The sequence below is a fragment of the Agrobacterium sp. 22117 genome, assembly GCF_052045735.1.
GTDB classification, from domain to species: domain Bacteria; phylum Pseudomonadota; class Alphaproteobacteria; order Rhizobiales; family Rhizobiaceae; genus Agrobacterium; species Agrobacterium cavarae.
This window is the reverse complement of the sequence record NZ_JBQEPP010000006.1, coordinates 353,406-378,751: the sequence shown is the minus strand read 5'-3', so window position 1 is coordinate 378,751 and position 25,346 is coordinate 353,406. Positions and strand designations below refer to the sequence as shown.

At 57.0% G+C, this 25,346-nt stretch carries 27 protein-coding genes; 10 read left to right on the top strand and 17 right to left on the bottom strand.

The annotated features are described in order from the left end of the window. From ACTJKV_RS18875 to ACTJKV_RS18860, 4 genes are all read right to left on the bottom strand, one after another. On the bottom strand, positions 1–930 hold the full coding sequence (locus tag ACTJKV_RS18875; RefSeq protein ID WP_440599297.1) for a carbohydrate ABC transporter permease: 930 nt from the start codon (positions 928–930) through the stop codon (positions 1–3). Positions 931–1,006: 76 nt separating this feature from the next. After that, positions 1,007–2,233, bottom strand: coding sequence for an ABC transporter substrate-binding protein (locus ACTJKV_RS18870; protein WP_440599296.1), 1,227 nt, complete (start codon positions 2,231–2,233; stop codon positions 1,007–1,009). 51 nt (positions 2,234–2,284) lie between these two features. After that, the gene (locus ACTJKV_RS18865; RefSeq protein ID WP_440599295.1) at positions 2,285–3,361 is read right to left on the bottom strand and encodes an ABC transporter ATP-binding protein; all 1,077 of its coding nucleotides are present in this window, start codon (positions 3,359–3,361) and stop codon (positions 2,285–2,287) included. A gap of 186 nt (positions 3,362–3,547) precedes the next feature. After that, entirely contained in the window at positions 3,548–4,252 is a 705-nt protein-coding gene (locus tag ACTJKV_RS18860) for a GntR family transcriptional regulator (protein ID WP_440599294.1), read from the bottom strand. 104 nt (positions 4,253–4,356) lie between these two features. On the opposite strand from ACTJKV_RS18860, the gene ACTJKV_RS18855 reads away from it, so the two are divergent. Genes ACTJKV_RS18855 through ACTJKV_RS18845 form a run of 3 tightly spaced genes read left to right on the top strand, consistent with a single transcriptional unit; the run spans position 4,357 to position 6,931 of the window. Beyond that, positions 4,357–5,514: an LLM class flavin-dependent oxidoreductase gene (locus ACTJKV_RS18855; protein ID WP_440599293.1), complete on the top strand. Its 1,158-nt coding sequence runs from the start codon at positions 4,357–4,359 to the stop codon at positions 5,512–5,514. After that, positions 5,514–6,404 carry an aldo/keto reductase gene (locus ACTJKV_RS18850; protein ID WP_440599292.1) on the top strand — a complete coding sequence of 297 codons (891 nt, stop codon included), beginning with the start codon at positions 5,514–5,516 and terminating at the stop codon, positions 6,402–6,404. Before ACTJKV_RS18855 ends, ACTJKV_RS18850 begins: the two co-directional genes overlap by 1 nt. Then, positions 6,404–6,931: a flavin reductase family protein gene (locus ACTJKV_RS18845; RefSeq protein ID WP_112956847.1), complete on the top strand. Its 528-nt coding sequence runs from the start codon at positions 6,404–6,406 to the stop codon at positions 6,929–6,931. The genes ACTJKV_RS18850 and ACTJKV_RS18845 overlap by 1 nt, the downstream gene beginning before the upstream one ends. A gap of 12 nt (positions 6,932–6,943) precedes the next feature. On the opposite strand, the gene ACTJKV_RS18840 is transcribed toward ACTJKV_RS18845, so the two are convergent. Both ACTJKV_RS18840 and ACTJKV_RS18835 read right to left on the bottom strand, forming a co-directional pair. After that, a complete protein-coding gene (locus ACTJKV_RS18840; protein WP_343107206.1) occupies positions 6,944–7,138 on the bottom strand; it encodes a hypothetical protein in 195 nt (64 codons plus the stop codon). Between the two features lie 194 nt (positions 7,139–7,332). Then, positions 7,333–8,484 carry a mandelate racemase/muconate lactonizing enzyme family protein gene (locus tag ACTJKV_RS18835; RefSeq protein ID WP_440599291.1) on the bottom strand — a complete coding sequence of 384 codons (1,152 nt, stop codon included), beginning with the start codon at positions 8,482–8,484 and terminating at the stop codon, positions 7,333–7,335. Between the two features lie 71 nt (positions 8,485–8,555). Between ACTJKV_RS18835 and ACTJKV_RS18830 the strand changes: the two genes are divergently transcribed. From ACTJKV_RS18830 to ACTJKV_RS18810, 5 genes are all read left to right on the top strand, one after another. Next, a complete protein-coding gene (locus ACTJKV_RS18830; RefSeq protein ID WP_112359855.1) occupies positions 8,556–9,245 on the top strand; it encodes a GntR family transcriptional regulator in 690 nt (229 codons plus the stop codon). Between the two features lie 114 nt (positions 9,246–9,359). Next, positions 9,360–10,598, top strand: a complete 1,239-nt coding sequence (locus ACTJKV_RS18825) for an ABC transporter substrate-binding protein (protein WP_112956844.1) — start codon at positions 9,360–9,362, stop codon at positions 10,596–10,598. Between the two features lie 69 nt (positions 10,599–10,667). Then, positions 10,668–11,585 (top strand): carbohydrate ABC transporter permease, encoded by a 918-nt coding sequence (locus ACTJKV_RS18820; RefSeq protein ID WP_112956895.1) that lies wholly within the window; start codon positions 10,668–10,670, stop codon positions 11,583–11,585. Between the two features lie 3 nt (positions 11,586–11,588). Continuing rightward, positions 11,589–12,434 (top strand): carbohydrate ABC transporter permease, encoded by an 846-nt coding sequence (locus ACTJKV_RS18815; RefSeq protein WP_112956843.1) that lies wholly within the window; start codon positions 11,589–11,591, stop codon positions 12,432–12,434. Between the two features lie 12 nt (positions 12,435–12,446). Further along, positions 12,447–13,529, top strand: a complete 1,083-nt coding sequence (locus tag ACTJKV_RS18810; protein WP_440599290.1) for an ABC transporter ATP-binding protein — start codon at positions 12,447–12,449, stop codon at positions 13,527–13,529. Between the two features lie 7 nt (positions 13,530–13,536). On the opposite strand, the gene ACTJKV_RS18805 is transcribed toward ACTJKV_RS18810, so the two are convergent. From ACTJKV_RS18805 to ACTJKV_RS18755, 11 genes are all read right to left on the bottom strand, one after another. After that, positions 13,537–13,665 (bottom strand): helix-turn-helix domain-containing protein, encoded by a 129-nt coding sequence (locus ACTJKV_RS18805; protein WP_440599289.1) that lies wholly within the window; start codon positions 13,663–13,665, stop codon positions 13,537–13,539. A gap of 193 nt (positions 13,666–13,858) precedes the next feature. After that, positions 13,859–14,590, bottom strand: a complete 732-nt coding sequence (locus ACTJKV_RS18800) for an amino acid ABC transporter ATP-binding protein (protein ID WP_113267302.1) — start codon at positions 14,588–14,590, stop codon at positions 13,859–13,861. Beyond that, complete coding sequence (locus tag ACTJKV_RS18795) at positions 14,571–15,224, bottom strand: amino acid ABC transporter permease (RefSeq protein ID WP_440599288.1); 654 nt, start codon at positions 15,222–15,224, stop codon at positions 14,571–14,573. Before ACTJKV_RS18795 ends, ACTJKV_RS18800 begins: the two co-directional genes overlap by 20 nt. After that, positions 15,224–15,928: an amino acid ABC transporter permease gene (locus ACTJKV_RS18790; RefSeq protein ID WP_440599287.1), complete on the bottom strand. Its 705-nt coding sequence runs from the start codon at positions 15,926–15,928 to the stop codon at positions 15,224–15,226. The genes ACTJKV_RS18795 and ACTJKV_RS18790 overlap by 1 nt, the downstream gene beginning before the upstream one ends. A 179-nt stretch (positions 15,929–16,107) precedes the next feature. Then, positions 16,108–16,911, bottom strand: a complete 804-nt coding sequence (locus ACTJKV_RS18785; RefSeq protein ID WP_113261275.1) for a transporter substrate-binding domain-containing protein — start codon at positions 16,909–16,911, stop codon at positions 16,108–16,110. Between the two features lie 67 nt (positions 16,912–16,978). After that, complete coding sequence (locus tag ACTJKV_RS18780; RefSeq protein ID WP_440599286.1) at positions 16,979–17,965, bottom strand: 2-hydroxyacid dehydrogenase; 987 nt, start codon at positions 17,963–17,965, stop codon at positions 16,979–16,981. A 64-nt stretch (positions 17,966–18,029) separates the two neighbouring features. Further along, positions 18,030–19,181: an ABC transporter ATP-binding protein gene (locus ACTJKV_RS18775; RefSeq protein WP_440599285.1), complete on the bottom strand. Its 1,152-nt coding sequence runs from the start codon at positions 19,179–19,181 to the stop codon at positions 18,030–18,032. Between the two features lie 12 nt (positions 19,182–19,193). Beyond that, positions 19,194–20,024, bottom strand: coding sequence for a carbohydrate ABC transporter permease (locus ACTJKV_RS18770; protein WP_113179055.1), 831 nt, complete (start codon positions 20,022–20,024; stop codon positions 19,194–19,196). After that, on the bottom strand, positions 20,024–20,941 hold the full coding sequence (locus tag ACTJKV_RS18765) for a carbohydrate ABC transporter permease (protein ID WP_440599284.1): 918 nt from the start codon (positions 20,939–20,941) through the stop codon (positions 20,024–20,026). The genes ACTJKV_RS18770 and ACTJKV_RS18765 overlap by 1 nt, the downstream gene beginning before the upstream one ends. 65 nt (positions 20,942–21,006) lie before the next feature. After that, positions 21,007–22,224 carry an ABC transporter substrate-binding protein gene (locus ACTJKV_RS18760; protein WP_440599283.1) on the bottom strand — a complete coding sequence of 406 codons (1,218 nt, stop codon included), beginning with the start codon at positions 22,222–22,224 and terminating at the stop codon, positions 21,007–21,009. Positions 22,225–22,363: 139 nt separating this feature from the next. Then, positions 22,364–23,119, bottom strand: coding sequence for a GntR family transcriptional regulator (locus tag ACTJKV_RS18755; protein WP_113179053.1), 756 nt, complete (start codon positions 23,117–23,119; stop codon positions 22,364–22,366). Positions 23,120–23,286: 167 nt separating this feature from the next. Here ACTJKV_RS18755 and ACTJKV_RS18750 point away from each other — a divergent pair, with 167 nt between their 5' ends. Beyond that, positions 23,287–24,489, top strand: coding sequence for a mandelate racemase/muconate lactonizing enzyme family protein (locus ACTJKV_RS18750; protein WP_113273517.1), 1,203 nt, complete (start codon positions 23,287–23,289; stop codon positions 24,487–24,489). A 10-nt stretch (positions 24,490–24,499) separates the two neighbouring features. After that, entirely contained in the window at positions 24,500–25,270 is a 771-nt protein-coding gene (locus ACTJKV_RS18745; RefSeq protein ID WP_440599282.1) for an SDR family oxidoreductase, read from the top strand. The last annotated feature ends 76 nt before the right edge of the window (positions 25,271–25,346 follow it).

Genomic DNA, 25,346 nt, shown 5'->3' with positions numbered 1-25,346 from the left:
TCAGTCCTTCGTCCTGATGGCGCGCAGATAGATGACGGTCACCACCATGGAAAGTGCAAACATCACGACAGCCAATGCCGATCCATAACCGAGATCGAGGAACGACACCGTGTTCTGGTGGATATACATGGCCAGCGTTGCCGTGGACGTGCCTGGGCCGCCGCCTGTCATCATGTATGGAATGTCGAAGGTCTGGAGGGCCGTAATGGTTCTGAAGATCAGCGCAACGACGATGGCCGGCTTCAACAGGGGCAGGGTAATTTCAAAGAACTGACGAATCCTGCCTGCACCGTCCACGTCCGCTGCCTCGTAGAGCGAGCGCGGAATCGTCTGTAGGCCGGCAAGAATGATCAACGCCATGAAGGAAGAGGTCTTCCAGATGATCGTCAGGCAAATGGCCGCGAACGCCCAGTTGGGCGAGTTGAACCAGATAATCCCTTCGAAACCGAGGCGGTTAAGCACATCATTGACGACACCATACTCGGAATGGAAGAACCACGCGAAGATGAGACCTGCGAAGGAAAGTGGCAGCGCCCAGGGGATGAGAAGCGAAAGGCGAACAGGCCATTGCGTGCGGAAGGGAAGATTGGCAAGCAGCGCCAGTGCCAGTCCCATCAGCAGCGCACCTGGAACGGTAATTAGGGTGATCAGCACCGTGTTCCAGGTCGTTTCCCAGAAGACTGGATCTTCCAGCATTAGACGGTAGTTATCGAGGCCGACAAACTTAGCCGGCAGGCCGGACGTCAGGGAAAGGCTGAACAAACTCGTGTAGCCGAGTTTCAGCACCGGATAGACGATGATGAGCGCTAGCAGGATGCCTGCAGGCGCTAGCAAGAGGACGGCAAGCGCGCGATCGCCAAGATCGAGCCAGTTCGTCCAGCGAGGAGCGGGTTTTTCCGCACCATGCGTGACGTGCAGAGACGAGGTCATCACCGTCGCATCTCCCAAACGAATGTGAATTGATGTTTAAGGGAGTGCCGGCAACTGCGCGGCACTCCCCAAAACCTTAGCGGATGATACGCTTCAGGCGCGCTTCGATTTGCGCAGCGCCATCTTCAGGCGTGGTAACGCCAGCAAGGACGGCATTGACAGTCGTACGAATGACTTCGCTCACCTCGTTGTAGCGCGGGGTGACCGGGCGCGGCTTGGCGGTCTCGACCACCTGCAGCGCATCGGCGAACCAGGGTGCCGCCTTGAGCACGGCTTCGTCCTTATAGGCAGCAGGGTATGTTGGCAGCAGCGAGCCGTTGACCGCCATGAAGGTGGACGTTTCCTGGCTTGAGAGGTACTCGACCAGCTTCTGTGCCTCGTCCTTGTGGTTGGAATAGGCTGAAACGCCCCATTCCCAGCCGCCAAGGCAGGTGGCCTGTTCGCCACCGGAAACAGCTGGGAGGCGGGCAACGCCGACCTTGCCGACGACCGCCGAATCCTTGCCCTGAGACTGTGCCCAGGCATAGGACCAGTTGACGGCGAAGACGACGTTGCCGGCCTGGAATTCCTTGCGCGTATCATCCGTCGCGACTTCGGCGATATTCTTCTTCGCTACACCCTGATCCACGAAGCTCTTCCAGAGCTTGAGCGAATTGACCGCTGCCGTCTTGTCGAAGGTCAGCTTGCCGTTCTCCACAAGGTTCTTGCCCTGGCTCCAATAGGGCAGGAGGAAGGTGCAGACAGCACCCTCGATCGCCTTACCCTGGAAGGAGAGGCCCTGGAGGTCCGGGTTCTTTTCGCCTTCAGCGATCTTTTTGACCGCAGCCGTCAGTTCATCCCATGTCTTTGGCGGGGCGATGCCGTATTTGTCCAGCAGATCCTTGCGATAATAGAGGAACATCGAGTCAGCGAAGGCAGGCAACGCGACGACCTTTCCATTCACGGTATTGGCATCCGCATAGGCAGGCAGATAGGCCGACATGTCCTTGCCCTCGAACGGCACAGTCCAGCCTGCGGCAGCGAACTGCGCCGGGCGGATGACGTCGAGGATCAGCACGTCAAGCGACGGGTCCTTGGCTGACATGATGGTGTTGAGATACTGTGCCTGGGCTTCCGACGTGTTGCCGCCTGTTTCGATCGCGACCTTCGTGTCCGGGTTGGCCGCCTCGAACTTGTCGAGCACCTGGCGCCAGACCTGCGGTTGATGCTGGCTTGAAATATAGACCTTGAGATCTGCGGCAGATGCCAGAGATGTCGTCAGGCCGAGTGCCAGCAGTGCGCCCGTGATAATCTTGATTGTCATTCCATCCTCCCGTTGAACCTTGACTACGCGGACGTTTTTATCGTCCTGCTTTTAATTGATGACCCGCTCGCTTTGTGCATCGAACAGATGAATTCGCGATGGATCGATGCCGATGCGGATCGTCTCGCCCACTGTGGGTCGTGCGTCGGGTGCCATGCGCGCCGTCAGCATATCGTCGCCGATCTTGAAGTGGACGAGCGTGTCAGAACCCAGCGGTTCTACCACCTGGACTTCCGCCGACATCACGGCAGCATCATCGACGACGCCACCAAAGTGCTCTGGACGGATACCGACCAGTATCTCCTGCCCATCCAGCGCATCTGCCTTGCCGAGATTAAGTCCATTGCTGAAGAGGCTGTCGCCATTGCCGAAGAGAACCTTGCCTCCTGACATTCGGGCGCGGGCAAAATTCATCGCCGGCGAGCCGACGAACCCGCCGACGAAGGCGCTCTGCGGCTTGTTGTAAACCTCGTCCGGCGTGCCGACCTGCTCGATCTCGCCACCCTTCAGAATGACGATCCGGTCGGCGAGAGTCATCGCCTCCACCTGGTCGTGGGTGACGTAGATGATCGTCGTGCCGATCTGCTGATGCAGACGCTTGATCTCGGTGCGAACCTGACCGCGCAGTTTGGCATCGAGGTTCGATAGAGGCTCATCGAAAAGGAAGACCTGCGGCCGGCGGACGATCGCCCGGCCCATGGCCACGCGCTGGCGCTGGCCGCCGGAAAGCTGGCCGGGGCGCCGGTCGAGCAGATGTGCGATGCCAAGCATTTCCGCAACTTCATTGATCCGCTTATCGGCGTCACTCAGTGCAACGCCGCGAACCTTCAGGCTGAAGCCCATATTCTCGCGCACGGTCTTATGCGGGTAAAGCGCATAGTCCTGAAAGACCATGGCGATGTCGCGCCCGCGCGGCGGCAGATTGTTCACAACCGTGTTGCCAATGCGGATTTCACCGCCGCTGATGCTCTCGAGCCCGGCCACCATACGAAGCGTCGTGGACTTGCCGCAACCGGATGGACCCACGAAGACTACGAACTCGCCGTCGGCAATCTCCAGATCGATGCCTTTGACGATGCAAAGCGAGCCATAGCTCTTTTCCAGTTTGCGCAGGCTTACCGAAGCCATTCATTCCTCCCAAGCTCGTCATTGCCGACGAGTTCCTTGACAAAAATCATAGCTGCGAAAAAAAAGAAATCAATAGTGTATCAATTTTATTCCCGTGCGGATGTTTCGTTCCAGTTTTCGTTGATTTTGCGAGATAATTTTCGCTATGCCGGTGCAGCATAGGCATATCGGTCTTTACCGGAGTTCTCACCGCAATCTGCTGACATAGCGGGCAACGGTATGGTCATACCATGTGTGAGACACCTCGGCCTTTTCTCCATTGTGCGAGTGGCTGATGCGCAGGACATGCGGCAACAGATCGCCGCTTGCAGGGCGGAAGGTGGCAGGCGACCAATCAGGGACGTGGCCAAGATCGATATGGTCCTCCGCCTTGGCGATCCAGAGGTTCAATCTCGTGCGGTAATAGAGGTAGAGCGATTCGGACAGATCTTCCGGTACGATCGAATCGACATAACAACCGTCGAGCCAAATCTCCTCGATGGCAGCAACCTTGCCCCCAATCTTTCGCAGGCGGCGAATGCGATGCCCCTGCAATGACCTGCCGAAGGGAGGAAGGCTTGGATTTTTCGTCTCAAGGCTGACGCTTAGAATCTCTGCCGTTGGCAAGCCGCCACCTTCAATGAGTTCCAGCCGGAACAGGGCATAGACACTCTGCGGATCGTTGATTGCTCGGATGTAATTGCCTGAGCCTTGAATGCGCTCCAGCAGGCCACGGCTCTCCAGTTCGGCCAGCGTTTTTCGCAAGGTGCCGACGGCAATCCCCAGCTCTTTTGCCATGTCTCTTTCCGGCGGAAGTTTCTCGCCATCAATCAAACGCCCCGCCGCAATATCACGCACCAATGTCTCGGCGATCTGGAGATACATGGGCAGACTTCCCTTGGAGCTCTTCATTTTCAACGCCTTTCCTCCCGCGGCATAAAAAATTGATACATCATTGATTTACATCAAGGCCGATGATATTCAAATAGGCATTGGACGTTTTGGGAGAATTTTTTATGACCGTTGTGCCCGTAACCTCAGCTGACCTCGACGCTGCCGAGGTGTCCTGGTTTTCGGCGCTCTGCTCCGATGACTACGAGTTTCTTGGCGTGCCAGACGGTCGCTTGCGCTCCAACTGGGATCATTGCTCCTCCATCGTCAAGAAAGCCGAAGAGCTTGGCTTTCGCAACATTCTTTGCCCGTCTTCTTATCAGGTGGGACAGGATACGCTGAGTTTCGTTGCCGGTTGTGCGCCGATCACTGAGGAGATTAACTTCCTCGCCGCAATCCGTTGTGGTGAGATGCAGCCCATCATGTTGGCGCGCACTGTCGCGACGCTCGATCACATGCTGAAAGGTCGTTTGACGCTGAACGTCATCAGCTCCGACTTTCCGGGGGAGGTCGCCGACAGTGCCTATCGCTACAAGCGCAGCCACGAGGTGGTCGAAATCCTGCGTCAGGCGTGGACGCGTGATGAAATCAATCACGATGGCGAAGTCTATCAGTTCAAGAATGTCACGACCGAACCCGCACGCCCTTATCAGCAGAATGGTGGACCGCTGCTCTATTTCGGGGGCTATTCGCCGGATGCGCTGGAACTCTGCGGTGCCCAATGCGACGTTTACCTGATGTGGCCTGAGGTGAAGGAACAACTGGCCGAGCGCATGCGCGCCGTGCATGCACGTGCCGAAGCCCATGGCCGCACGCTGGATTACGGTCTGCGTGTACATATGATCGTCCGCGACACGGAAGCCGAAGCGCAGGAATACGCCGAACATCTCGTCTCGAAGCTCGATGACGAATATGGACGTCAAATCCGTGCCCGCGCGCATGACAGCATCTCGCTAGGCGTCGCCCATCAGGCAAAGGCTCGCGAACAGGCTGACCAGTTCGGCTACACCGAGCCGCATCTCTGGACCGGTGTCGGGCGCGCCCGTTCGGGATGTGGTGCAGCACTTGTCGGTTCCACCGATCAGGTCCTGACGAAGCTTGAGGAATATCAGAAGATGGGCATTCGTGCCTTCATCTTCTCCGGTTATCCGCATCTTGACGAGGCCGAGCACTTTGGCCGTAGGGTTCTGCCGCAAATGAAAACCTGTTCGCTGCCGCATGCGCGCGGCCGGGTTCCTGCAGAAACCCCTGCAACACCTCTTGGCAATGGAGAGCGCCACTAATGCAACGCATCGATATCACACCCGGGCTTTCCTTCAGCCGCATCGTTTACGGCATGTGGCGGATCGGCGATGACACCGACACCTCGCCGCGCCATGTGCAGGCGAAGATCGAGGCCTGCCTGGAACAGGGCATCACCACCATGGATCAGGCCGATATTTATGGCGGCTACACAGCGGAAGCCATCCTGGGCAATGGCCTACGAGAGGCGCCTTCGCTGCGCGACAAAATCGAAATCGTGACGAAATGCGGCATCGTTGCTCCCGCCGGCCGCCATTCGGCTGCCCGCGTCAAGCATTACGATACGGGTGCGAAGCACATCAATGAGTCCGTCGAAGCCTCGCTGCGCGACATGAATACAGATCGTATCGATCTGCTCCTGATCCACCGTCCGGATCCGATGATGGATCCGGAGGAGACCGGTGAGACGCTGGATGCGCTGGTGGCCTCCGGCAAGGTCAGGAGTGTCGGCGTATCGAATTTCAGGCCATGGGATTTTTCGCTGCTGCAATCCAACATGACGGAAGAGCTGGTCACCAACCAGATCGAGATCAGCCTTGCTGAAACCTCTGCCTTCACCAATGGCGATCTCGCCTATCTCCAAGAGCGTGCGCTGCCAGTCATGGCCTGGTCGCCTCTGGGCGGTGGGTCGCTGATGGGGAAAGACGGTCCATTGTCCGAGGCGCTGGAGCGTATCGCCCAGGAGAAGAATGTGGATGCGGCAGCTGTTGCCGTGGCCTGGCTGCTGGCCCACCCGGCGAAGATCCTGCCAGTGATGGGAACCAACAACCTGGCCCGTATCGCTGCCATTTCGGATGCCGAAAAGGTCGAAATGGACCGCCAGACATGGTTCGAACTCTATACGCTGGCAAATGGTCGTGAGGTGCCCTGATGACATCGATGAGCAGTGTGAACACGCAGACCGAGCATCTCTTCGTTCCGGACGCGACGACCGCGCGAAGCTTCCGCAATGCGCTTGGAAACTTTCCAACGGGTGTGACGGTGGTGACGGCCGATACGGCCAACGGGCCGCTTGGCATGACGGTCAACAGCTTCTCGTCCGTGTCGCTGGACCCACCGCTGGTGCTCTGGTCTCCAGCAAAGACCTCAACCCGCCACGACTTCTTCATCGGCGCGACAAATTTCGCCATCCATGTTCTGGACGCCGAACAGGACGCGCTTTGCTCACGCTTTACCCGCGGCGGTCGCGGCTTTGAGGAACTGGATTGGGAGCGAAATTCAGAGGGAGTGCCGATCATTCCGGGGACATTGAGCCGCTTCGAATGTGCCCAGGCGTCAGTTCATGACGCGGGCGACCATTCGATCATCATCGGTCGCGTTCTTCGCGCCGCCCATCGTGAGGGCGACCCATTGTGTTTTGCCCGCGGTGCCTTCGGACGCTTCACCGTTAACGCGTGACGCTGTCGGTACTCAGCCCTGAAACAGCGCCAAAACCGCAGAGATCACCGTCGCGCCGCCAATCGGCGCGACGAGCGCCAACACGGCGTTGAAGGCCAGCACCCAAATCAGAACCTTCTGCTCGCGCTCAGAAAGCTGCCGATACTCCGGTTTCCGTGGTGGCGGTTCGGGTTGCTGTCGATAGTAGCCTTCCAAATCACGATACATGCCGTTTCCCTCGCATCGTATTCATAACTATACTACCAACGGCTCGGTCTGGATCACAAGATGGACCGACAAATCGAAGATCTCTGAAACGCATTCCTTTTTTGTTGTCGATGCACCAACTGGTGCATGAAAACCATACGCTTGTCGGATGGTAAGCGGCGCTTGCGGCGCCACTCACCTTGCCTATTCGTGGCCTAGAACAGGTCTTGAGGAATGGGAAGACGGTCATTTTTCGGCGCAGGTCCGAGCTTTGACGTTGGTAGGCGCACGGGCCTTGCCCATTCCCGCCGCGCGTCTTCCGAGAGAACGAGGCCGTGGCCGGGGCGATTGGGTGCGTAAGCATAGCCATCGCGAATTTCGATCGGCGTTTCCACTAGATGATCGTAGTTCTGGAAGGAGTATTCCAGCCATTCCACTTCAGGCAGAGCTGCCGCCATATGGATGCCGACTTCCAGGAACGTGTTGCCGAGGCTGACGGGGATGCCCATTTCGGCGGCGAGCCAGCCGATACGCATGACATCCGTGACCTGGCCATGAACATTCAGAAGGTCGGTACCATGGTTCTCCAGAAGGATGCGCTTTCCCGGCATGTCGAGATACTCGCCGCTGTTGATTTGAGTCCAGTTGACGGCGTGGCGTAACGTCCGCAGCCCCTCAAAATCATGACGCAAAATCGGGTCTTCGACCCAAAGAAGATCGTGGCCCGCATCTCGAATGGCTGTCAATTTGACCAGCGCCTCTTTTGAATTCCAGGCTTCGTTGGGATCGATCATGACCAGCGACCCGGCCGGTACCGATTCCCTCAAAAGCTCCAGTCGTCTCAGGTCCCGCTGAAAGTCCGGGTGGCCGACTTTTATCTTGAAAGCTGTGTATCCAATGCTGGCCGCATAGGAGAATAGAGCGCGAAATGCTTCGTCGCTGAGGTGAAAATCAAGTCCGCTTGCATAGGCGCGGACGCGGTCTCGTCTGCTTCCAAGAAGCTGGTGAAGCGGTAGGCCCGCTTCTTTTGCTGCAAGGTCCCAGAGAGCAACCTGCAGCGCTTCGTGGAATGGTAAGAAAAAGGCGCGCTGATTTCCGCCACGAGGTCTATTGACGCGATGCACGATACCTACGGCCTTTTGCCCCTTAATCGTCGGCCAAACTTCGGTTTCGAAGACCGTTTCAATCTCTGCCTGATCGGGCAGGGGATAAAACAGCGACTGAATGAACCCCAGTCCGACCTCACCGCTTTCGGAGACCAGTTCCAGGGCGGCGACATTGGTATCGTCGATACGAACCTGACTATCGCCAATTACTCTGTCGCGGGCAAACTGAAATCGCGTTATACGGAATTGAGAAATAGACATGATGCGCTCTTTGATCGTTTAATGACATGCACTGATCTATCAGAAGGAAAAATTTTGTCATCATGAAAAACATGCCGGAGCGAAGAAGTGCGAGTTCGAACGGAGCGACGTCGGGTGCTCCGCGCCTGAGCGATGTCGCTTATGAGCGTATCCTCGAAAGCCTCTTCGAACGAAGGGTGCCGGTGGGAGCGTTCATTTCGCAAAATGAACTATGTGCGATCGTGGATGTGCCGGTCGCCCCGCTGCGTGACGCGTTGCGGGTGCTGGAGACGGAAGGCATTCTGACAATCCATCCCCGCTCCGGCATCCAGTTCATCCGGCCTGGACTTGAATTGACACGCTCCACCTATCAATTCCGATCAATCGTAGAGCGCGCCGCCGTGCGGGTCTTTGCCGAGGAGGGGGATGAGAACGTCACAAATGCTCTGGAAGTCCGGCATTCCAGGCTTTTGCGCCGTGTCGAACGCGATGGGATAGGGCCGGATCAGATCCAGGAGATGGATGCTCTGGAAATGGAATTGCATGGGCAAATCATCCAGGCGTTGCGCAATCCTTTGATCGAGAGTGCGTATAGACGCATGCACAATTATCTCAGATTGCTGCGTCTGGAGCGAAAGGTCACGCCACCCATCATGACCCGAACGCTCAAGGAGCACCTCGATATTCTCGAGGCTTGCGGCACGAGAAATCCCGACGCTGCGGAGAAAGCTCTTTATGCCCATTTTCAGGCGGCCATGCAGCGTAACCTCGGCTTGGTCTGATCTGCCATCGCGAAATAAAGGCGGCGGGCACTGTCCTGTGTTGCTTACCTCAAAGAAGGGTGTTAGGTTCTACTGATAGATCAGAGAGGGAGTCTGATCTTTTGGGAGGTTTTCATGCAACTTAGCAAACGCGAATTCTTGGCCGCGAGCGCGGCGCTGGCCCTGGCCGCAGGCCTGCGTAACGCCAATGCCGCCACGTCCATCAGCTACTGGCATCATTTCGCCAGTCAGTCGGAGATGGCAGGGCTGGCCAAAATCATTCAACTCTTTGCAGCAGCACATCCGGATGTGTCGGTCACGCAGGAGAACATCCCCAATTCCGAATACATGGCGAAAGTGTCTTCGGCGGTTGTTGCCGGCGGCCGACCGGACACCGGCATGGTGATCGCCGAACGTATTGCCGACTTGACGGCGATGGACGCCCTCGTCGATATTTCCGAGCGCGTCAACGCGTGGGATGGTAAAGCCAATCTCCCGGAAAACCGCTGGGCGGGCATGTCGCATGAAGACGCGATTTACGCGGTTCCGGCCTATGCATTTGTTGACTGGATGTATTACCGCAAGGACTATTTCGAGGAGGCGGGCATTGCCGGTCCTCCGAAGACCTTCGAGGAATTTCTGACGGTTAGCCGCAAGCTGACGGACCCTTCCAAGAACCGCTATGCATTCGGTATGCGCGGTGGTGCGGGTGCGTTCAAATACGTCATCGACGTGATGGAGGCCTTCGGCTCGCCGATCGTTAAGAACGGTCAGGCGGCCATCGACAAGCCGGCTGCCGTGGAGGCAATCACCTTCTATGCCGATCTGTTCCGTAAGGAAAAAGTTGCGCCGCCAAGTGCGCCGAACGATAGCTACCGCCAGATCATGGAAGGTTTTAGAACCGGTCAGACGGCGATGATCTGGCATCATACGGGCTCGCTGATCGAGATTTCGACCGCTCTTAAGCCCGGCGTGCAGTTCAGCACGGCGCCCATGCCAGCGGGGCCGAAGGCGCACATTGCACGCGTAGCCTACGCTGGCAACGGCATCTTCAAGGAAGACAATATCGAGGCCGCGTGGAAGTGGATCAGTTTCTGGGGTCAGACCGACGCGGCAATCGCCCTTCTTGAAGCCACCGGCTATTTTCCCGCATCCACAGCCGCGTTGAAGGATGAGCGAATAACAGGAAATCCGATCTATGGCGCGGCAACACAGACGCTTGATTTCGGCCGTCTCCCGAACGGTTTCGTGGGTGCTGCGGGATGGTCTGAGAACGTCGTCAATCCCACCTTCCAGGCGGTTCTGACGGGGCAACTGGAGCCAGGTCAGGCTGTCGATCGCATGATAGAAGGGCTTGAAGCCGCCCTTCGCTAACCGCCTTCAGGCGCGGGACGTCCAAGCGTACCGCGCGCCAAGCAGGGACGGCGTCCAAGCCGCATGTTCATGACCTCACATTCCAGACGCCCGTTTCTCAGCAGCCTCGGAGAAATCTCGGAGACGCGATACTGGGTGTATCTTCTTTTGCTCCCGAGCCTTCTGTTACTCTTTCTCGTCGTCGCCTATCCGACGATTTATGGCTTCTTCATCAGTGTCCGCGAGATGCGTCTGACACGACCAGGCCTTAACGGCTGGGTGGGGATGAAGCACTATGCTGCGATGATGTCGGACCGCGTTTTCTGGATTTCGCTGAAGAATACGGCGATCTGGGTGGTCGCAGCGGTGACGATCGAAATGGCTCTGGGCTTCGTTGCAGCCCTCGCGTTGAACCGCAACCTGCCGGGAACGAAGATTTTCGGCATCCTCATTCTTCTTCCCTATTTTCTTCCCAATGTTGTTGCCGGACATATGTGGGCGCTGCTTCTCGATCCGCGTCTTGGCGTCATCAATGATATTCTGGTCCGGCTCGGTATCTTGAGCACCTACAAGGCTTGGTTTGCAGATCCGAATACCGCTTTGGCTGCAACAATCCTCGTCGAGGCCTGGCACGGTTTCCCGTTCTTCGCGCTTCTCTTTCTCGCTGGCCTTAAAGGTATTCCGGAAGACTTGTACAAGGCAGCCGCGGTGGACGGCGCAGGCGCTTTTACCAAGTTCAGATTGATCACTGTGCCGATGTTGAAGACGGTCATCACAGCTGCCGTGATCCTGCGTGTCATCAGCCTTGTGAACTCGCCTGATCTTCTGCTGGTTCTGACCGGCGGAGGGCCTGGCAATTCCACGCAAGTCCTTTCGCTCTACGCTTTCCAGACAGCGTATCGCGACTTCAATTTTGGCTATGCGGGTGCTTTGTCCGTGGTGATGTTCTTCATCCTCATGGTCTTTGCAACGATTTACATCCGCCTGGCGCGCATCACGAAGGAATGAGCGATGTTTAAAAGCAAACGCCAAAGGCGCATGGCGGGCGACATTCTGACCTATGTCGTTCTGTTTACCCTGGCAGGGTTTTGTCTTGGGCCGATGGTCTGGATGTTCCTGACGTCTTTGAAGCCGGAGGCCGATATCGTTACCTCTGAGATGCAGTATATTCCCCGGCACGTCACATTCGAAAACTACGTGGCGATCTGGACCCAGTCGAATTTTCCAGTGCTGATTACCAACAGCTTGATCGTCACCACCATCACGGTCGCGATCTGTGTCGTGGCGGGAACGCTCGCGGCCTACGCCTTCGCGCGCCTCACCTTCCGCGGGCGCAACAACATCATGCTGGGATACCTGCTGGTCCGCATGTTTCCCGCAGTGATGATGATCATTCCGCTTTACGTCATGATGAGGACGGTGGGGTTGGTCGATAGCAGGTTTGGCCTGGCGCTGGCCTATACGAGCTTCCTGCTGCCGCTGTTCGTCTGGATGCTGAAAGGCTTCTTCGATGCCGCGCCCAAGGAGCTTGAAAGCGCAGCACGTATCGACGGTTCGACGCGTCTTGGCGCCATGGTCCGCATCGTTCTGCCGCTGGCGCGAAACGGTCTTGTCGCAAGCTCGGTTTTCATCGCCATCGCCGCGTGGAATGAATTCATCTTCGCTTTGATGCTGACCACGGGGCAGGGGTCTCGAACCTGGCCTGTCGGCCTTCAATTGATGGTCGGGGAATTCCAATTGCCCTGGGGCGTTCTGGCCGCAGGCGGCATTCTCAGCATTCTTCCCGTCATGCTGCTCTTTGCAATCGTTCAGCGCGCAATGGTTCAAGGCCTGACGGCCGGGGCCATCAAGGGCTAAAGGAACAGTTTCATGGCAACACTTTCCCTCAACAACGTCCGCAAATCCTACGGTGCACTCGAAGTCCTGCATGGCATAGATATCGAGTTGGAGGATGGCGGATTTCTGGTGCTTCTTGGCCCGTCCGGCTGCGGCAAATCCACCTTGCTCAACATCATTGCCGGACTTGACGAAACCTCCAGCGGTGACATCGCCATAGGCGGGCAATCGGTCTCCGACCTGCCGCCCAAGGACCGTAACATCGCTATGGTCTTCCAGTCCTATGCGCTCTATCCCACCATGTCGGTGGAGCGGAACATCGGCTTTGGTCTGGAGATGCGCGGAACGCCGGCAGATCAGCGCCTTGAAGCGGTGAAACGTGCGGCAGAGATGCTGCAGGTCAGCCACCTCCTGGACCGTAAGCCCGCCAATCTCTCAGGCGGTCAGCGCCAACGTGTAGCAATGGGCCGCGCCATCGTCCGCGATCCGGATTTGTTCCTGTTCGACGAGCCGCTCTCCAACCTCGATGCGAAGCTTAGGGTCGAGATGAGAACCGAGATCAAACGGCTTCATGAGCGATTGGGAACGAGCATCGTCTACGTGACCCACGACCAGATCGAAGCCATGACGCTCGCGACAAAAGTGGCGGTCATGAAAGGTGGACATATCCAGCAACTGGCAGATCCGCGTACGATCTATGAGCGCCCTGCCAATATGTTCGTTGCTGGGTTCATTGGCTCGCCAGCCATGAACTTCATCAATGGTCGCCTGGCAAAACACGGCTCTGGCTGGCTGTTCGAGGCACAAGGCGTTGCGCTTGATTTGGGTCCCACCGATAGCAATTGGTCTGAGAAAGACGTCATTCTCGGTGTGCGACCCGAAGAGTTCAAGATTGCGCGCGGCGATGAGGTGACACCATTTTCCGGAAGGATCGATGTGGTGGAACCGACAGGACCGGATACGATGCTGACCGCCCTGATTGGTGATCAGACGGTTGTTGCGCGTGTAGAGCCCCGCTTTTCAGGGAAGCGAGGAGACGGCATTCGCTTTGCTGTCGATGTCGCGAGTCTCAATCTCTTCGATCCGCAGACACAGCTAAGACTGGATTGGCGATGATATCCTTCTATAGTCGCCTACAGCGACTTGGTGAATAACCGACACGCTTATCGAACGCATTGGAGAAATACTGGCTAGAATTGAAGCCGCAACTCAACGCAATTTCGGTCACGCCGGTCGTGCTGGGCTCCTGCAAGAGGCAGGATCAACAAAATGCACATAGCCGTCTCGGACCAACATACGGGTTGCTGGTCGAGTGTAATTGCCAGGGCCGGCTGACGATGCGTTGGGGCGGATAGAAGTAAAAAGCGGACCGGCAGAAGGGGACTTCGAAATGGTCCCCTTTGCCTGTTACGCTAAATCATGTGATAGAGCGGATGGGGCGTGAATTACTTGACCCCGCCCGAGATGAAGGCCTGCAATTCGGGCGTCTTCGGTTGCTCGAACAATTCCTTGGACGGTCCCATCTCCCAAATCTTGCCTTGGTGCATGAACACGGTCACATCTGCCACGCTACGTGCGAAGTTCATTTCGTGTGTCACAAGCAGCATTGTCATCCCTTCCTTCGCGAGTTGCTCCATCACGAGCAAAACTTCACCGGTCAGCTCGGGATCGAGCGCCGACGTCACCTCATCGAAGAGCATGACCTTTGGCCGCATCGCCAGAGATCTCGCAATCGCCACGCGTTGCTGCTGCCCTCCAGATAGCATGTCGGGATAGGCATCGAATTTCTCGGAAAGTCCGACCTGGGCAAGCACCTTGCGGGCCAGCGCTTCCGCTTCCTCATGTCCGACGCCCTGCGTGATCCTGGGTGAGAGCGTGATGTTCTGACCGACCGTCAGGTGAGGAAAAAGATTGTAGCTTTGGAAGACGATGCCGACATCTTTGCGAAGCTCTCTGAGCTTTGCCTGGTCCTGTTCGACTTTGTGGCCAGCGACTGTGATGCTGCCTGCTTGAAACTGTTCAAGCCCATTGATGCAGCGAAGCATGGTGCTTTTGCCAGAGCCACTCCGGCCGATGACGGCGACAACCTGTCCGGCGTCGACGGTAAGTGAAACGCCCTTCAATACCTCGAGCGCACCATATCGCTTGTGAACCTGATCAATTGCTACGACCGACATGAAGGACCCTTTCAAGATAGCGGCTGAGACGCGACAGCGGGAAGCAGATCGCGAAATAGAGGATGGCAACCACGAGGAAGACCTGAAACGGCCTGAACGTCGCGTTGTTGACGAGCTGTCCAGCACGAGAAAGCTCCACGAAGCCGACGACGGAAACGATGGACGTATTTTTAACGAGTTGGACAAGGAAGCCGACCGTTGGCGGCAGCGAGATGCGCAATGCTTGCGGAAGGATGATGTAGCGGTACTGTTGGAAACGCGTCAGCGCCAGAGATGCTGAAGCCTCCCACTGCTGCTGGGGGACGGCCTGGATGGAGCCGCGCCAGATTTCCGCGAGATAGGCGGAGACGTAGATCGACAAAGACAGGGAAGCTGCAAGCAGCGGTGGAAGTTCAAAGCCGAAAAGCGTCAGTCCATAATAGGACATGAAAAGGATCATCAAGACCGGAATGGACTGGATGACGGTAATGTAACCCGCAGCGATGCTCCGAAGCACCCAATTTTGCGCCAATCGCATGATGGCGAAGGCACCACCTGCAAGAGACCCGATTGCAAAGGCGATGCCTGTCAGAAGCACCGTCCAGCCAGCAGCACGCAGAAGAAACAGAAATTCGGGCCAACCAAATGTCGACATCAGGCGATCCCTTCCTTGACGGTCACTGGTGGGGTGACTTTCACGCGGCGGCGAAACAGCCATTGGCCGAGCCACACCAGAATTAGTTTCAGCGTCAGTGCAAGGACGAGATAGATGATCGTGACCACGATATAGGTTTCGAAGCTGCGGAAGGTGCGTTGTTCAATGATCGAGGCAGCGCCTGAGAGTTCCGGCACCGAGATGAAGGAGCATATGCTGGAGGCCAGCAGCATCAGGACAAACTGGCTCGACAAGGCGGGCCAGATCTTGGCAAAGGCTGGCTTCAGCATCACGTAGCGGAAAACCTGGATGCGGCTGAGAGCCAGCGACATTCCAGCCTCCACCTGCGAGCGATGGATCGAGTCCACACCGGCGCGGATAATCTCTGTCGCATAGGCGGAGAGGTTGAGCGTCATGGCAAAGAGCGCTGCCTGGGTGCCGGACATGCGAAAGCCGATCAGCGGCAGACCAAAGAAGATCATGAACAGCTGAACGAGGAAGGGCGTGTTGCGCAACAGTTCGACATAGGAATCGACGCCGAAGCGGACTGGCCCGTTGCCGAGCGTTCGAAGCCCTACGAGGATGACTGCCACCAAAGTGCCGAGAACGATTGCCGTTGCCGACAGGCCGATCGTCAAGACGATACCGCGCAGGATGAGATCGGATTCGGCAAAGACCGATTCGAAGTGAAGTGTAAAATTCATGAGATGATGTCCTCCCGAGCATCCATTGCCGGCGCGCACCCTTTAATGAGGCGCGCCGGGAATTTTCCGGTCCGGATGGGAGCGTTTAAGGTGAAATGGCGCTTCACCTCGCTGCACTCCACTATTGCCATCTGGCATGTCCGGACGCGTCGCCGCTTCAAACGGTTGCCGGAAGCTGCTTAAAACGTCGGAAGCGTTGGCAGAGGAGTGCCGACCCACTTGCGAGCAATGGCATCCAGTTCACCATTCTGCTTGATGTAGTAGATGGTGTTGTTGAGCCACTGATGAAGGTCATAGGCATCTTTGCGAACGGTCATGGAATTTGGTTGCATACCGAAGAAGAACTTCACTTCCGTTGTGGTATCGCCACGTGCGCGGATGGCGGCATTTGCCTGTGCGTCCGGCCCGGCGATTGCCTGAACCTGTCCAGAAAACAGCGCCTGCATGGTCGTCGCATCGTCATCGAAGCGGAGGATGGTCAGGCCAAGCTCTTTCTCGCGGTTGACGAACTCCCGTTCGACGCTCGAGCCTCGGTTTACGCCGACCGTCATGCCCTTGAGATCGTCCCACTTTTCGATCTTGGTATCTTTATTGGAATAGATGCCAACCTGGAAGGCACTGTAGGGAATGGTGAACATCACGGCTTTCGCGCGTTCAGGCGTGGGGGCCAAGGTCGCGATCAGAAAATCCACCTTGCCGGACTCCAGCGCGGGAATACGGGCAGGAGGAGTGAGTTGAACCATGGTGACCGAGACACCGAGATATTTGCCCACGAGCGTTGCGACATCGGCGTCATATCCGATGGGATTGCCTTGGGCGTCCACCGAGCCGAAGGGTGGTGCGCCGACGAGAACACCAATCTTCACCGAGCCGCGCTTGACGATCTCATCGACGCTTTGCGCGCTCGCTGAAAAGCTCGTGAACATTCCGGCGCAAACCGCAATCGCAGCCGCTGCAATTTTAAAAGATTTCAAGAAGCTCATCACTCTCTCCCTTGTTTGATTGAGCTGTCATTCCCGGGCGGCTTTCGACGACCGGACGTCCTTGCCCTTAGTGGGCGGCCTCCTTTACGATGTTGACGCAGTCGCGGCCTTGCAGCCGACGATTGACGTTTTCCGCAATAGTATGCTGACGGCGTTTGATCGTGCCGTTGGTCCAGCCCGACATGTGCGGCGTCATGACCACATTATCGAGTTCGTGAAAGGGAAGCGCTGAAGGCTGTTTCGTCCGCTGGTCAGACGTCGGGTAGGCATACCAGGTGTCGATGACGGCGCCGCCAATCTTGTGGGTCTTCAAGGCGTCGTAAAGCGCCTGTTCATCGATGGTCGGACCGCGTCCGACATTGATGATGACGGCATTGGGCTTCATGGCGGCGAAAGCACTGGCACCAACGATGCCACGTGTGGCGTCGATCAACGGGACCGAGACGACGATAAAATCCGCGGTCCCCCAAAAATTGTCCAACTGGTCCAGCGTGAATGACTGATCCACCAGATCCGGCACATCCACGGGACTGCGATTGGCAACGCTGACCTGCATTTCGAAGGCTTTGGCGCGCTTGGCAACAGCTTTGCCAATATGGCCGAAGCCAAGCAGGCCGATCGTTTCACCGCATATCTCGCCGTGTAGGCGGTCGCTGGAGCCGGACCAATATGCCCATTCACCGCGACGCAATTTCTCGTCCGCATCACGCAGAGGTACGTGACGATTGAGAATAGCACTGAAGATATATTCTGCGATGGCGGGGTCGTGCCCGAAACAGTTACAGACAACGGCACCCTTCGGCATCAGATCCAGATTGACCGCGTCATACCCTGCGCCTGGAACATGAAACAGGCTCAATCGCTCCGGTTTCGGTAAAGAGGCATCGTATTTCACGCCGACAATAATATCGGCCTGGCGATAGGTTTCCTTTTCGGCCTCGCTCGTGAGGACATCCGGCAGGATCACAATCTCTGCTCCATCCTGCACCAGCTTTTCAAAATCATTGCTGAAACACGCGGCGTTCTCACCGTGAAAAACGATCCGTGGCGACATATCTGCTCCTCCCACACTTATGTCTTCAATTCAAAAACCGGCAACGCCGACAAACCGCATTGGCTTATGTGCGAATGCGCTCCCCCGTTTTTGCTGCAAAAAATATCGCCTGACCGAGGTCGATGGTGGCCCATACCGGCTGCCCGATCGAAAGATCGCAGTAACCTGGAACGGTCACCATCACCGCATCAAGGTCGCCATCCTCGTCATGAGCGGTACGACCATCCTTCAGGCGAACGGCTATGACGGAGTCCGCGCCAACGTGCTCGACCATAACCACGTCGCCACTCAGGGCGCCTTCGACAGGTGCGCTCGACACTGTGACGGCGTTGGGTCTGACGCCCAGCAGGACATCGGATGCGGTCTGTGTCGCAGGCGGTGTGAGTGGCAGAATGGTCGAACCAACGGTCAGTTCGTTGCCTCGCCTGTTGGTGACGATCAGGTTCATGGGCGGTGTGCCAATGAAACGCGCGACGTAAGTGTTGGCTGTATCGGTGTATATTTCCCGGGCAGTACCGAATTGCTGGATGACGCCATCCCGCATCAGGGCGATTTTCGTGCCCATGGTCATTGCCTCAACCTGGTCATGCGTCACGTAAACGAAGGTTCCGCCTATCTCCTTGTGAAGCCGCGAGATCTCCGAACGCATGGATGTCCGCAATTTGGCATCGAGGTTGGACAAAGGTTCGTCCATCAAGAACACTTCAGGCTCGCGTACCATGGCGCGCCCAAGTGCAACGCGCTGGCGCTGCCCGCCCGAGAGCGTACGCGGAAAGCGATCCAGCATTTCCGTCAATCCGAGGATCTTGGATATCTTCGTCACCTTTTCGACGACGCGGGGAGAGTTTTCGATCCGGCGTTTCGCCATACCGCCGATTATGGGCAGGTGATGCCAAAGACGAAACTCCTGCATCAGCAGAGGAAACGACATGTTTCGGCGTACGGAAAGATGGGGGTAAAGCGCATAGGACTGGAAGACGAAGGCGATATCACGGTCTCCCGGGGGCAACTGATCAACCCTCTTGCCGCCAATGACAATCTCACCTCCGGAGATGCTCTCCAGTCCAGCCAGCATTCGCAGCAATGTCGACTTGCCGCAGCCGGATGGTCCCAGCAGAACGAGGAAATCCCCTTCATTGATGGAGACGTTAATGTCGCGAATGACTTCCTTCGCACCGAATTTTTTCGAAATATTGTTGAGTTCAATAGCAGACATGACGTGCTCCCATCAGCCTTTGACACTACCAGCGGTCATTCCCGAGACCACATAGCGTTGGGCGAAGAGGTAAAAGACGATGGCTGGCAGGGTGTAGATGACGCCAACTGCCATGACCGAGTGAATGGGTGTGGAGAGTTCACCGACGAAACTTGCAAGACCGACCGATGCTGTACGCAGGGCCTCACTGCTGACGAGAGTCTGGGCAAAAACGTACTCGTTCCAGCCGTGGAAAAAGGAGATCACGGCAGCGGCAGCAAGGGTCGGGGCAATCAGTGGGATGACGATGCCCAGCACGATATCCAGTCTGGAACATCCATCAACGCGTGCCGCTTCTTCAATCTCGAGGGGAATGCCATCGATCGCGCCCTTGATGATCCAGGTGATGACGGGCACGACGAAGGCTGTGTTGGCAAGGATCAGCCCCGTGATCGAGTTCAACATGCCGAGGTCTCCAAAGATCGAATAGAGTGGCACGACCAGCATGGCTTCCGGCAGCATCTGTGTGGCAAACAAGGCAAAGCCAAGCAGCGCCAAACCCGCAAAGCGGAAGCGTGACAAGGCATAGGCCGGCAAGACGGCGAGCAAAATGCTGAGGACCGTGGTGCCTGCTGCAACAAGAAAGCTATTCTTCAGCCAGGTGGCGACGGGGATCGTATTGAAGACATCGACATAGGTGCCGAGTTGCGACCAGTCGGGTAGCAGGCGAGAGGAGGATGCGAACAGCTCCGACGAGGGAGTCGTAGAGGTGACGAACATCCAGTAGATCGGAAAGGCCGCGAAACCCAGCATGAACAGAACTGAGAGGATACGCAGGTGCTGACCATTTCGTAGCGTCGTCATCAGCGTTTTCCCTGTGCCTGTTCGGTCATCTGCGTGACCTTGAAATAGATGACGGTCACGAGCAGGGCGATGGAAAGACCGATCATGCCGATAGACGCTGCCGCGCCGAGATCGCGGTAGACGAAGCCCTGCCGATACAATTCTATGACGAGCGTATTGGTCGCGCCGATCGGGCCGCCTTGGGTCATCAGCCAGATCAAGTCGAAACGGCGCAAGGACCAGATGGTAACGAAAAGCGTCAGCATCAGCACAGTCGGCTGGATGGTCGGCCAGGTTGCCGTCTTGAAAATGTTCAGGCGATCTGCCCCGTCGATGACCGCAGCTTCCTTGAGTTCCTGGGGGACACCCTGCAACGCAGCGAGAATGACAACCGAAGAGAACGGAAATATCTGCCAAATTGTCGTCAGCAGGATTGCGGGCAGTGCGAGCTGGGGATCATCCAGCCAGTTTTCGCCGCCGAAGGGCAGACCGAGACCGGTCAGCACACGGTTGAAAATGCCGTATTGCGAATTGAATATCCAGGTGAAGACGAGGGCTACGGCAACCGACGGTGCTGCCCAGGGAATTGTTATCAGCGCGCGCGCAATGCCGCGACCAAAGAAAGGCGAATCGAGAAGAAGGGCTGACCCCAGTCCGACGCCGATCGCAAAGACGACGCAGGCCACGGTATAGATCGCCGTCACCGACAGGACTTTCCAGAGCTCACCGTCCTCGATCAGGAACCGATAGTTGTCAAAACCCACGAACGGATTGACGCCCGGTGTCAAAAGGTCGGTTGCGGTGAAGCTCATATAGAACTGCTGAACCAGCGGATAGAACTGGAAAAGCAGCAGGTAGATGCCGACGGGTGCGGCAAAGAGATAGGGCGTCCACGGATGGCCGTCGAGCCTTGCTCGAACGATTTGGGCGCGTTTCATCATTGACCTCGATCAGGAAACGAGTGGGTTTGCGGAGGCTTGATGGGAAGCCTCCGCATGTCACGTCACCGCAGTACACGCCGCTCGACCAGCGACTGTGCACGATCCATCGCTTCTTTCGGGTCCGCGTTTTCAAGAAGGACCTTCAAAACCTCTTCAAGCACGATTTGCTGGATTTCCGGCGTCTTTCCCTCGTGACCCATGACGAGTTGCGGAAGAGCATTTTGCATCTGCTCCTCATAGACCTTCAGCCACGGTTGTTTGGCTTGCTCTTCAGCAGACATGGCAAGCTTGGTGCCGACGCCGGTTCCCATCGCGGCCTGAAGGCTCTTCTGGTTCTCCGGCGCGTAGGCCCACTTGATGAAAGTGCCGGCCGCATCCTTGTGCTTCGTATTGGCATTGACGACGAGTGCCGTCATGATGAGGCCCTGTGCTTTGTCCGGAAAGGGCGAAGGAGCGGCTGCAAAGGGCAGTTGCGGCGCATTTTGATGGAATATGGCCGCTACGCCGCCATTGTCGATGTTCATGGCAATCTTGCCTTCCCAGAACATGCGACGATAGGTGGCGGCATCGGCGCCCTTCGGGGTAACGCCTGCGTCATAAACCTGCTTGTAAGCGGTGACGCCCTTGATGACGTCGGGACTGTTGAGCGTCAGTTTCCCGTCCTTGTCGCTCCAGCGTCCGCCGAAGCCAAAGACATAATTGCAGAGGTCCTGCCAAAAACCCGCACGCTCCGCCATCGTTGCGCGATAGGCGTAGCCGAAAGTCCCGTCTTTGGTTTTCTCCTTGGCTGCCGCCAGGAAGCTGTCGAAATCCTTCGGCGGTTCGGGGAGGATGTCCTTGTTGTAGAGCAGGGCGTAGCCTGTCGTATCGAACAACAGACCGTAACGAACGTCCTTGACCTTCATGAAGCGATCCGGACCAAGAAAATCATAGGCCTTGTCGTCGATCATATCGTTGAGCGGCATGAGTCGCCCCGACGGGATGGCCGCAAAAAAATCCGTCTGATCGAAGCGAATGAGGTCCGGGCCGCCGCCTCCGCCCATCTGGGTGAAGACAGTGTTGGCGAGGCTGGAGAAGGGGATCGCAATGGGTTCGACTTCGACCTGATCCTGACTTGCGTTGAAGGACTGTATCCACGCCTTCACGCGGTCGCCGCGCCCTGCTTCGGCAAAGACGGCGGCGGCGAAGGTGATCTTGTCCTTCGCGAATGCCGGTGCCGCCCATGGGGCGATGACTGCCATCATACTTGCCGCGAGAAGTGCCTTTGCTGCTCTTTTCATTTGTGTTCCTCCCTGAGTGATCTGCGGCACCTCCCAGCACCGCATTCGCAATAACATTTTGTGAAATTTCAATGGACTGGGTAAAGTTATGCTGTCCTCTGACCGGTATCGGCCCCGCACTCGCTCCTTCAGATCTCACTCAAATCTTGAAAATCGGCTCAATGCTACAATCAAGCAGCCTCGGATCGATGCCGGCTTCCATCTCAACGAACATGGAATCGACAAAGCCGATCAGGGCATCGGTGGCAGAAAGAGCTGTATCCAGATGCCGGTTCGCCACCGCATTCAGCACGGACAAATGGCAGTCGATCGTCGTCGACAGATCGGCTTGCCCATGGGTGATCGTGTGATGAATGAAACCGATGCGGCGGTAGATCGTGTGCAGGGGCCGCAATGTGTGCTCGAGAAAGGGTTCGTCTGCTGCAGCCAGTAAGATCTGGTCGATACGACGATCCAGCACGTTGAATTCACCGAGCGTGATCTCGTCGCGACGTTCGCGCAAGGCACGTTCTATGTGCAGCATCTGATTGCGATGAGACAGGCTTGCGCGCTCGATTGCCAGTCTTACCACGAAACGTTCCATGTCTCTGCGCAACTGCAGCAGAAGACGCTCTCGTGCGAGATCGATGGGCGCTACCCTTAGTCCGTGACGTGGCAGGACGATCAAAAGGGTGTCCGCTGCAAGGCGGCTAACGGCATTGTGGACAGGCGTGCGGCCCAATCCAGTGGCATCCTGGAGCTCCTGCAAGGTCAACTGCCTGCCGGGCTTAAGCTCGCAATTGATCAGCAGTTCCTCGATACGCTCATAGGCAAGATCGAAGAAATTGACTCTGTTTGCCCGCTTCGGCTTAGCGCCTTCGGTCACGAGCGCGGGTTTGGTCTGCTTGCGTGCCATCTCCGGTCTCCTCCCCGTCGCGGTCATGAAAGTCAGCGTATCAGTCGTATAAAACATGTTGTGAAATTTCACAAGCGATATTATTGTCCATTCAGAGGCTGGCTGGGAGGCTTGCCTTCTTGTCGGAATGAGATCGGGCGCGCAGCGGCGCGGCACGGGAGGAACGAATGAAAATTACGTCTATCGAGACGTTGCGAACCGAAGAGTTCGCAAACGTGCTGTGGGTTCGCGTCCATACCGATGCGGGAATTATCGGACTTGGCGAAACCTTTTATGGTGCAGGCTCGGTCGAGGCCCACATCCATGATGTGCTTGCAGGACGCCTGCTCGGTCGCGATCCCCTGAGAATCGAGGCACATGCGCGCGAGCTCGTGAACCTGCCGATGGCGCAGGCGTCCACTGGTGCTGAATACCGTGCGGCATCCGCGATCGATCTTGCTCTGTGGGATATATTCGGGAAAGTGTGCGACCAACCGGTGCATCAGATGCTAGGTGGTCTCTGCCATGATCGAATCCCGGTCTACAACACCTGCGCGGGTTACGGTTATGTCCGCTCGAACAAGATCAAGCCGGTCGATACCTGGAATTTCCGCGACAATTCAGAGGGGCCATACGAAGACCTCAAGGGCTTCATGACCGATGCGGGAGCGCTCGCGGAGAACCTTCTGGAGCAGGGTATTTCCGCCATGAAAATATGGCCGTTTGACCCTGCCGCCATCGAGAATGATGGCCGTTACATCACAGCGGACCAGCTTCGAGCGGCCATCAAGCCGTTTGAGCAGATCCGCGCCCGGGTCGGTGATAAGATGCGGATCATGGTGGAGTTTCATAGTCTGTGGAACCTGCCCACCATCAAGAGGATTGCCCGTGAACTGGAAGCATTCGACCCGACCTGGTACGAAGACCCGATTCGAATGAACTCGGTTTCGGCACTTTCAGAGCTTGCAGCGTCAACGAGCGTACCGATTTGCGCCTCCGAAACGCTGGGTTCACGCTTCCCTTATAAGGACATGCTGGAGTCCGGCGCCATCGGCATCGTCATGACCGATCTCGTCTGGACTGGTGGTCTGACGGAGGGCCGAAAGATCGCTTCCCTTGCCGATACATACCACCGGCCCTATGCACCACATGACTGCACGGGCCCGGTCGCCTATGCCGCTGCCGTTCATTCTTCCTTCTCGCAGACCAACACGATGATCCAGGAATCGGTCCGGGCTTTCTACACGGGCTGGTATAAAGAGCTTGTCACCCATGTTCCTGTCATCGAGAACGGATTTGTCCTGCCAATGGAAGGACCAGGCCTCGGCACCGAATTGTTGCCGCAGGTTTTCGAACGTTCGGACCTGACGGTTCGCCGCAGCACGCTTTGAAGAGGAAACGATGAGCAACCATTCCATTTTTGATCTTACGGGTCTTACAGCACTGATAACGGGCTCTTCACGCGGGCTCGGCCGGGCCATGGCGGAAGGCCTTGCCGTGGCGGGTGCCCGTGTTCTCATTAACGGCACTGACCCGTCCCGCGTGACGGAAGCGGTGGCGGAATTTCGCAAGGCAGGGCACGAGGCGGAGGCGGCGGCCTTCAACGTGACGGCTGAGGATGAGGTGAAGGCGGCGTTTGACGGGTTCGACGCGGCAGGAATTGCCGTGGACATTCTCGTCAACAATGCCGGTATCCAATATCGCAAGCCTATGGTCGAGCTTCAAACAGTGGACTGGCAGAGAGTCATCGATACCAACCTCACAAGCGCCTTCGTCATCGGGCGCGAAGCGGCAAAGCGGATGATCCCCCGCGGTTACGGCAAGATCGTCAATATCGGCTCGCTGACCAGCGAACTCGCCCGCGCGACTGTTGCGCCCTACACAGTGGCCAAAGGTGGCATCAAGATGCTGACGCGGGCCATGGCGGCGGAATGGGCGCAGCATGGCATTCAGGCCAATGCCATCGGTCCCGGCTACATGCTGACCGACATGAATCAGGCGCTGATCGATAATCCCGAATTCGACGCCTGGGTGAAGGGTCGCACGCCATCGAAGCGCTGGGGCAAGCCGGAGGAGCTGATCGGCACGGCAGTCTTCCTGTCCTCATCGGCCTCCGATTACGTCAATGGCCAGATCATTTATGTGGACGGCGGGATGCTGGCCGTTCTCTAGAGCGCCGCGCGTCCCTTTGGATGCACGAGGGACGCTTTATCTCTTTAAATCTACGCGTCGTCTTTTCCGAAATGGA

What these genes read in the sequence shown, in the direction of transcription:
- ACTJKV_RS18815 (WP_112956843.1), top strand. Translation starts at nt 11,589, where the DNA reads ATGTTTAAAAGCAAACGCCAAAGGCGCATGGCGGGCGACATTCTGACC.
- ACTJKV_RS18770 (WP_113179055.1), bottom strand. Translation starts at nt 20,024, where the DNA reads ATGACGACGCTACGAAATGGTCAGCACCTGCGTATCCTCTCAGTTCTG.
- ACTJKV_RS18860 (WP_440599294.1), bottom strand. Translation starts at nt 4,252, where the DNA reads ATGAAGAGCTCCAAGGGAAGTCTGCCCATGTATCTCCAGATCGCCGAG.
- ACTJKV_RS18765 (WP_440599284.1), bottom strand. Translation starts at nt 20,941, where the DNA reads ATGAAACGCGCCCAAATCGTTCGAGCAAGGCTCGACGGCCATCCGTGG.
- ACTJKV_RS18835 (WP_440599291.1), bottom strand. Translation starts at nt 8,484, where the DNA reads ATGTCTATTTCTCAATTCCGTATAACGCGATTTCAGTTTGCCCGCGAC.
- ACTJKV_RS18785 (WP_113261275.1), bottom strand. Translation starts at nt 16,911, where the DNA reads ATGAGCTTCTTGAAATCTTTTAAAATTGCAGCGGCTGCGATTGCGGTT.
- ACTJKV_RS18760 (WP_440599283.1), bottom strand. Translation starts at nt 22,224, where the DNA reads ATGAAAAGAGCAGCAAAGGCACTTCTCGCGGCAAGTATGATGGCAGTC.
- ACTJKV_RS18780 (WP_440599286.1), bottom strand. Translation starts at nt 17,965, where the DNA reads ATGTCGCCACGGATCGTTTTTCACGGTGAGAACGCCGCGTGTTTCAGC.
- ACTJKV_RS18855 (WP_440599293.1), top strand. Translation starts at nt 4,357, where the DNA reads ATGACCGTTGTGCCCGTAACCTCAGCTGACCTCGACGCTGCCGAGGTG.
- ACTJKV_RS18775 (WP_440599285.1), bottom strand. Translation starts at nt 19,181, where the DNA reads ATGTCTGCTATTGAACTCAACAATATTTCGAAAAAATTCGGTGCGAAG.
- ACTJKV_RS18840 (WP_343107206.1), bottom strand. Translation starts at nt 7,138, where the DNA reads ATGTATCGTGATTTGGAAGGCTACTATCGACAGCAACCCGAACCGCCA.
- ACTJKV_RS18870 (WP_440599296.1), bottom strand. Translation starts at nt 2,233, where the DNA reads ATGACAATCAAGATTATCACGGGCGCACTGCTGGCACTCGGCCTGACG.
- ACTJKV_RS18875 (WP_440599297.1), bottom strand. Translation starts at nt 930, where the DNA reads ATGACCTCGTCTCTGCACGTCACGCATGGTGCGGAAAAACCCGCTCCT.
- ACTJKV_RS18865 (WP_440599295.1), bottom strand. Translation starts at nt 3,361, where the DNA reads ATGGCTTCGGTAAGCCTGCGCAAACTGGAAAAGAGCTATGGCTCGCTT.
- ACTJKV_RS18755 (WP_113179053.1), bottom strand. Translation starts at nt 23,119, where the DNA reads ATGGCACGCAAGCAGACCAAACCCGCGCTCGTGACCGAAGGCGCTAAG.
- ACTJKV_RS18830 (WP_112359855.1), top strand. Translation starts at nt 8,556, where the DNA reads ATGCCGGAGCGAAGAAGTGCGAGTTCGAACGGAGCGACGTCGGGTGCT.
- ACTJKV_RS18850 (WP_440599292.1), top strand. Translation starts at nt 5,514, where the DNA reads ATGCAACGCATCGATATCACACCCGGGCTTTCCTTCAGCCGCATCGTT.
- ACTJKV_RS18790 (WP_440599287.1), bottom strand. Translation starts at nt 15,928, where the DNA reads ATGAATTTTACACTTCACTTCGAATCGGTCTTTGCCGAATCCGATCTC.
- ACTJKV_RS18795 (WP_440599288.1), bottom strand. Translation starts at nt 15,224, where the DNA reads ATGTCGACATTTGGTTGGCCCGAATTTCTGTTTCTTCTGCGTGCTGCT.
- ACTJKV_RS18800 (WP_113267302.1), bottom strand. Translation starts at nt 14,590, where the DNA reads ATGTCGGTCGTAGCAATTGATCAGGTTCACAAGCGATATGGTGCGCTC.
- ACTJKV_RS18810 (WP_440599290.1), top strand. Translation starts at nt 12,447, where the DNA reads ATGGCAACACTTTCCCTCAACAACGTCCGCAAATCCTACGGTGCACTC.
- ACTJKV_RS18820 (WP_112956895.1), top strand. Translation starts at nt 10,668, where the DNA reads ATGACCTCACATTCCAGACGCCCGTTTCTCAGCAGCCTCGGAGAAATC.
- ACTJKV_RS18745 (WP_440599282.1), top strand. Translation starts at nt 24,500, where the DNA reads ATGAGCAACCATTCCATTTTTGATCTTACGGGTCTTACAGCACTGATA.
- ACTJKV_RS18825 (WP_112956844.1), top strand. Translation starts at nt 9,360, where the DNA reads ATGCAACTTAGCAAACGCGAATTCTTGGCCGCGAGCGCGGCGCTGGCC.
- ACTJKV_RS18845 (WP_112956847.1), top strand. Translation starts at nt 6,404, where the DNA reads ATGACATCGATGAGCAGTGTGAACACGCAGACCGAGCATCTCTTCGTT.
- ACTJKV_RS18750 (WP_113273517.1), top strand. Translation starts at nt 23,287, where the DNA reads ATGAAAATTACGTCTATCGAGACGTTGCGAACCGAAGAGTTCGCAAAC.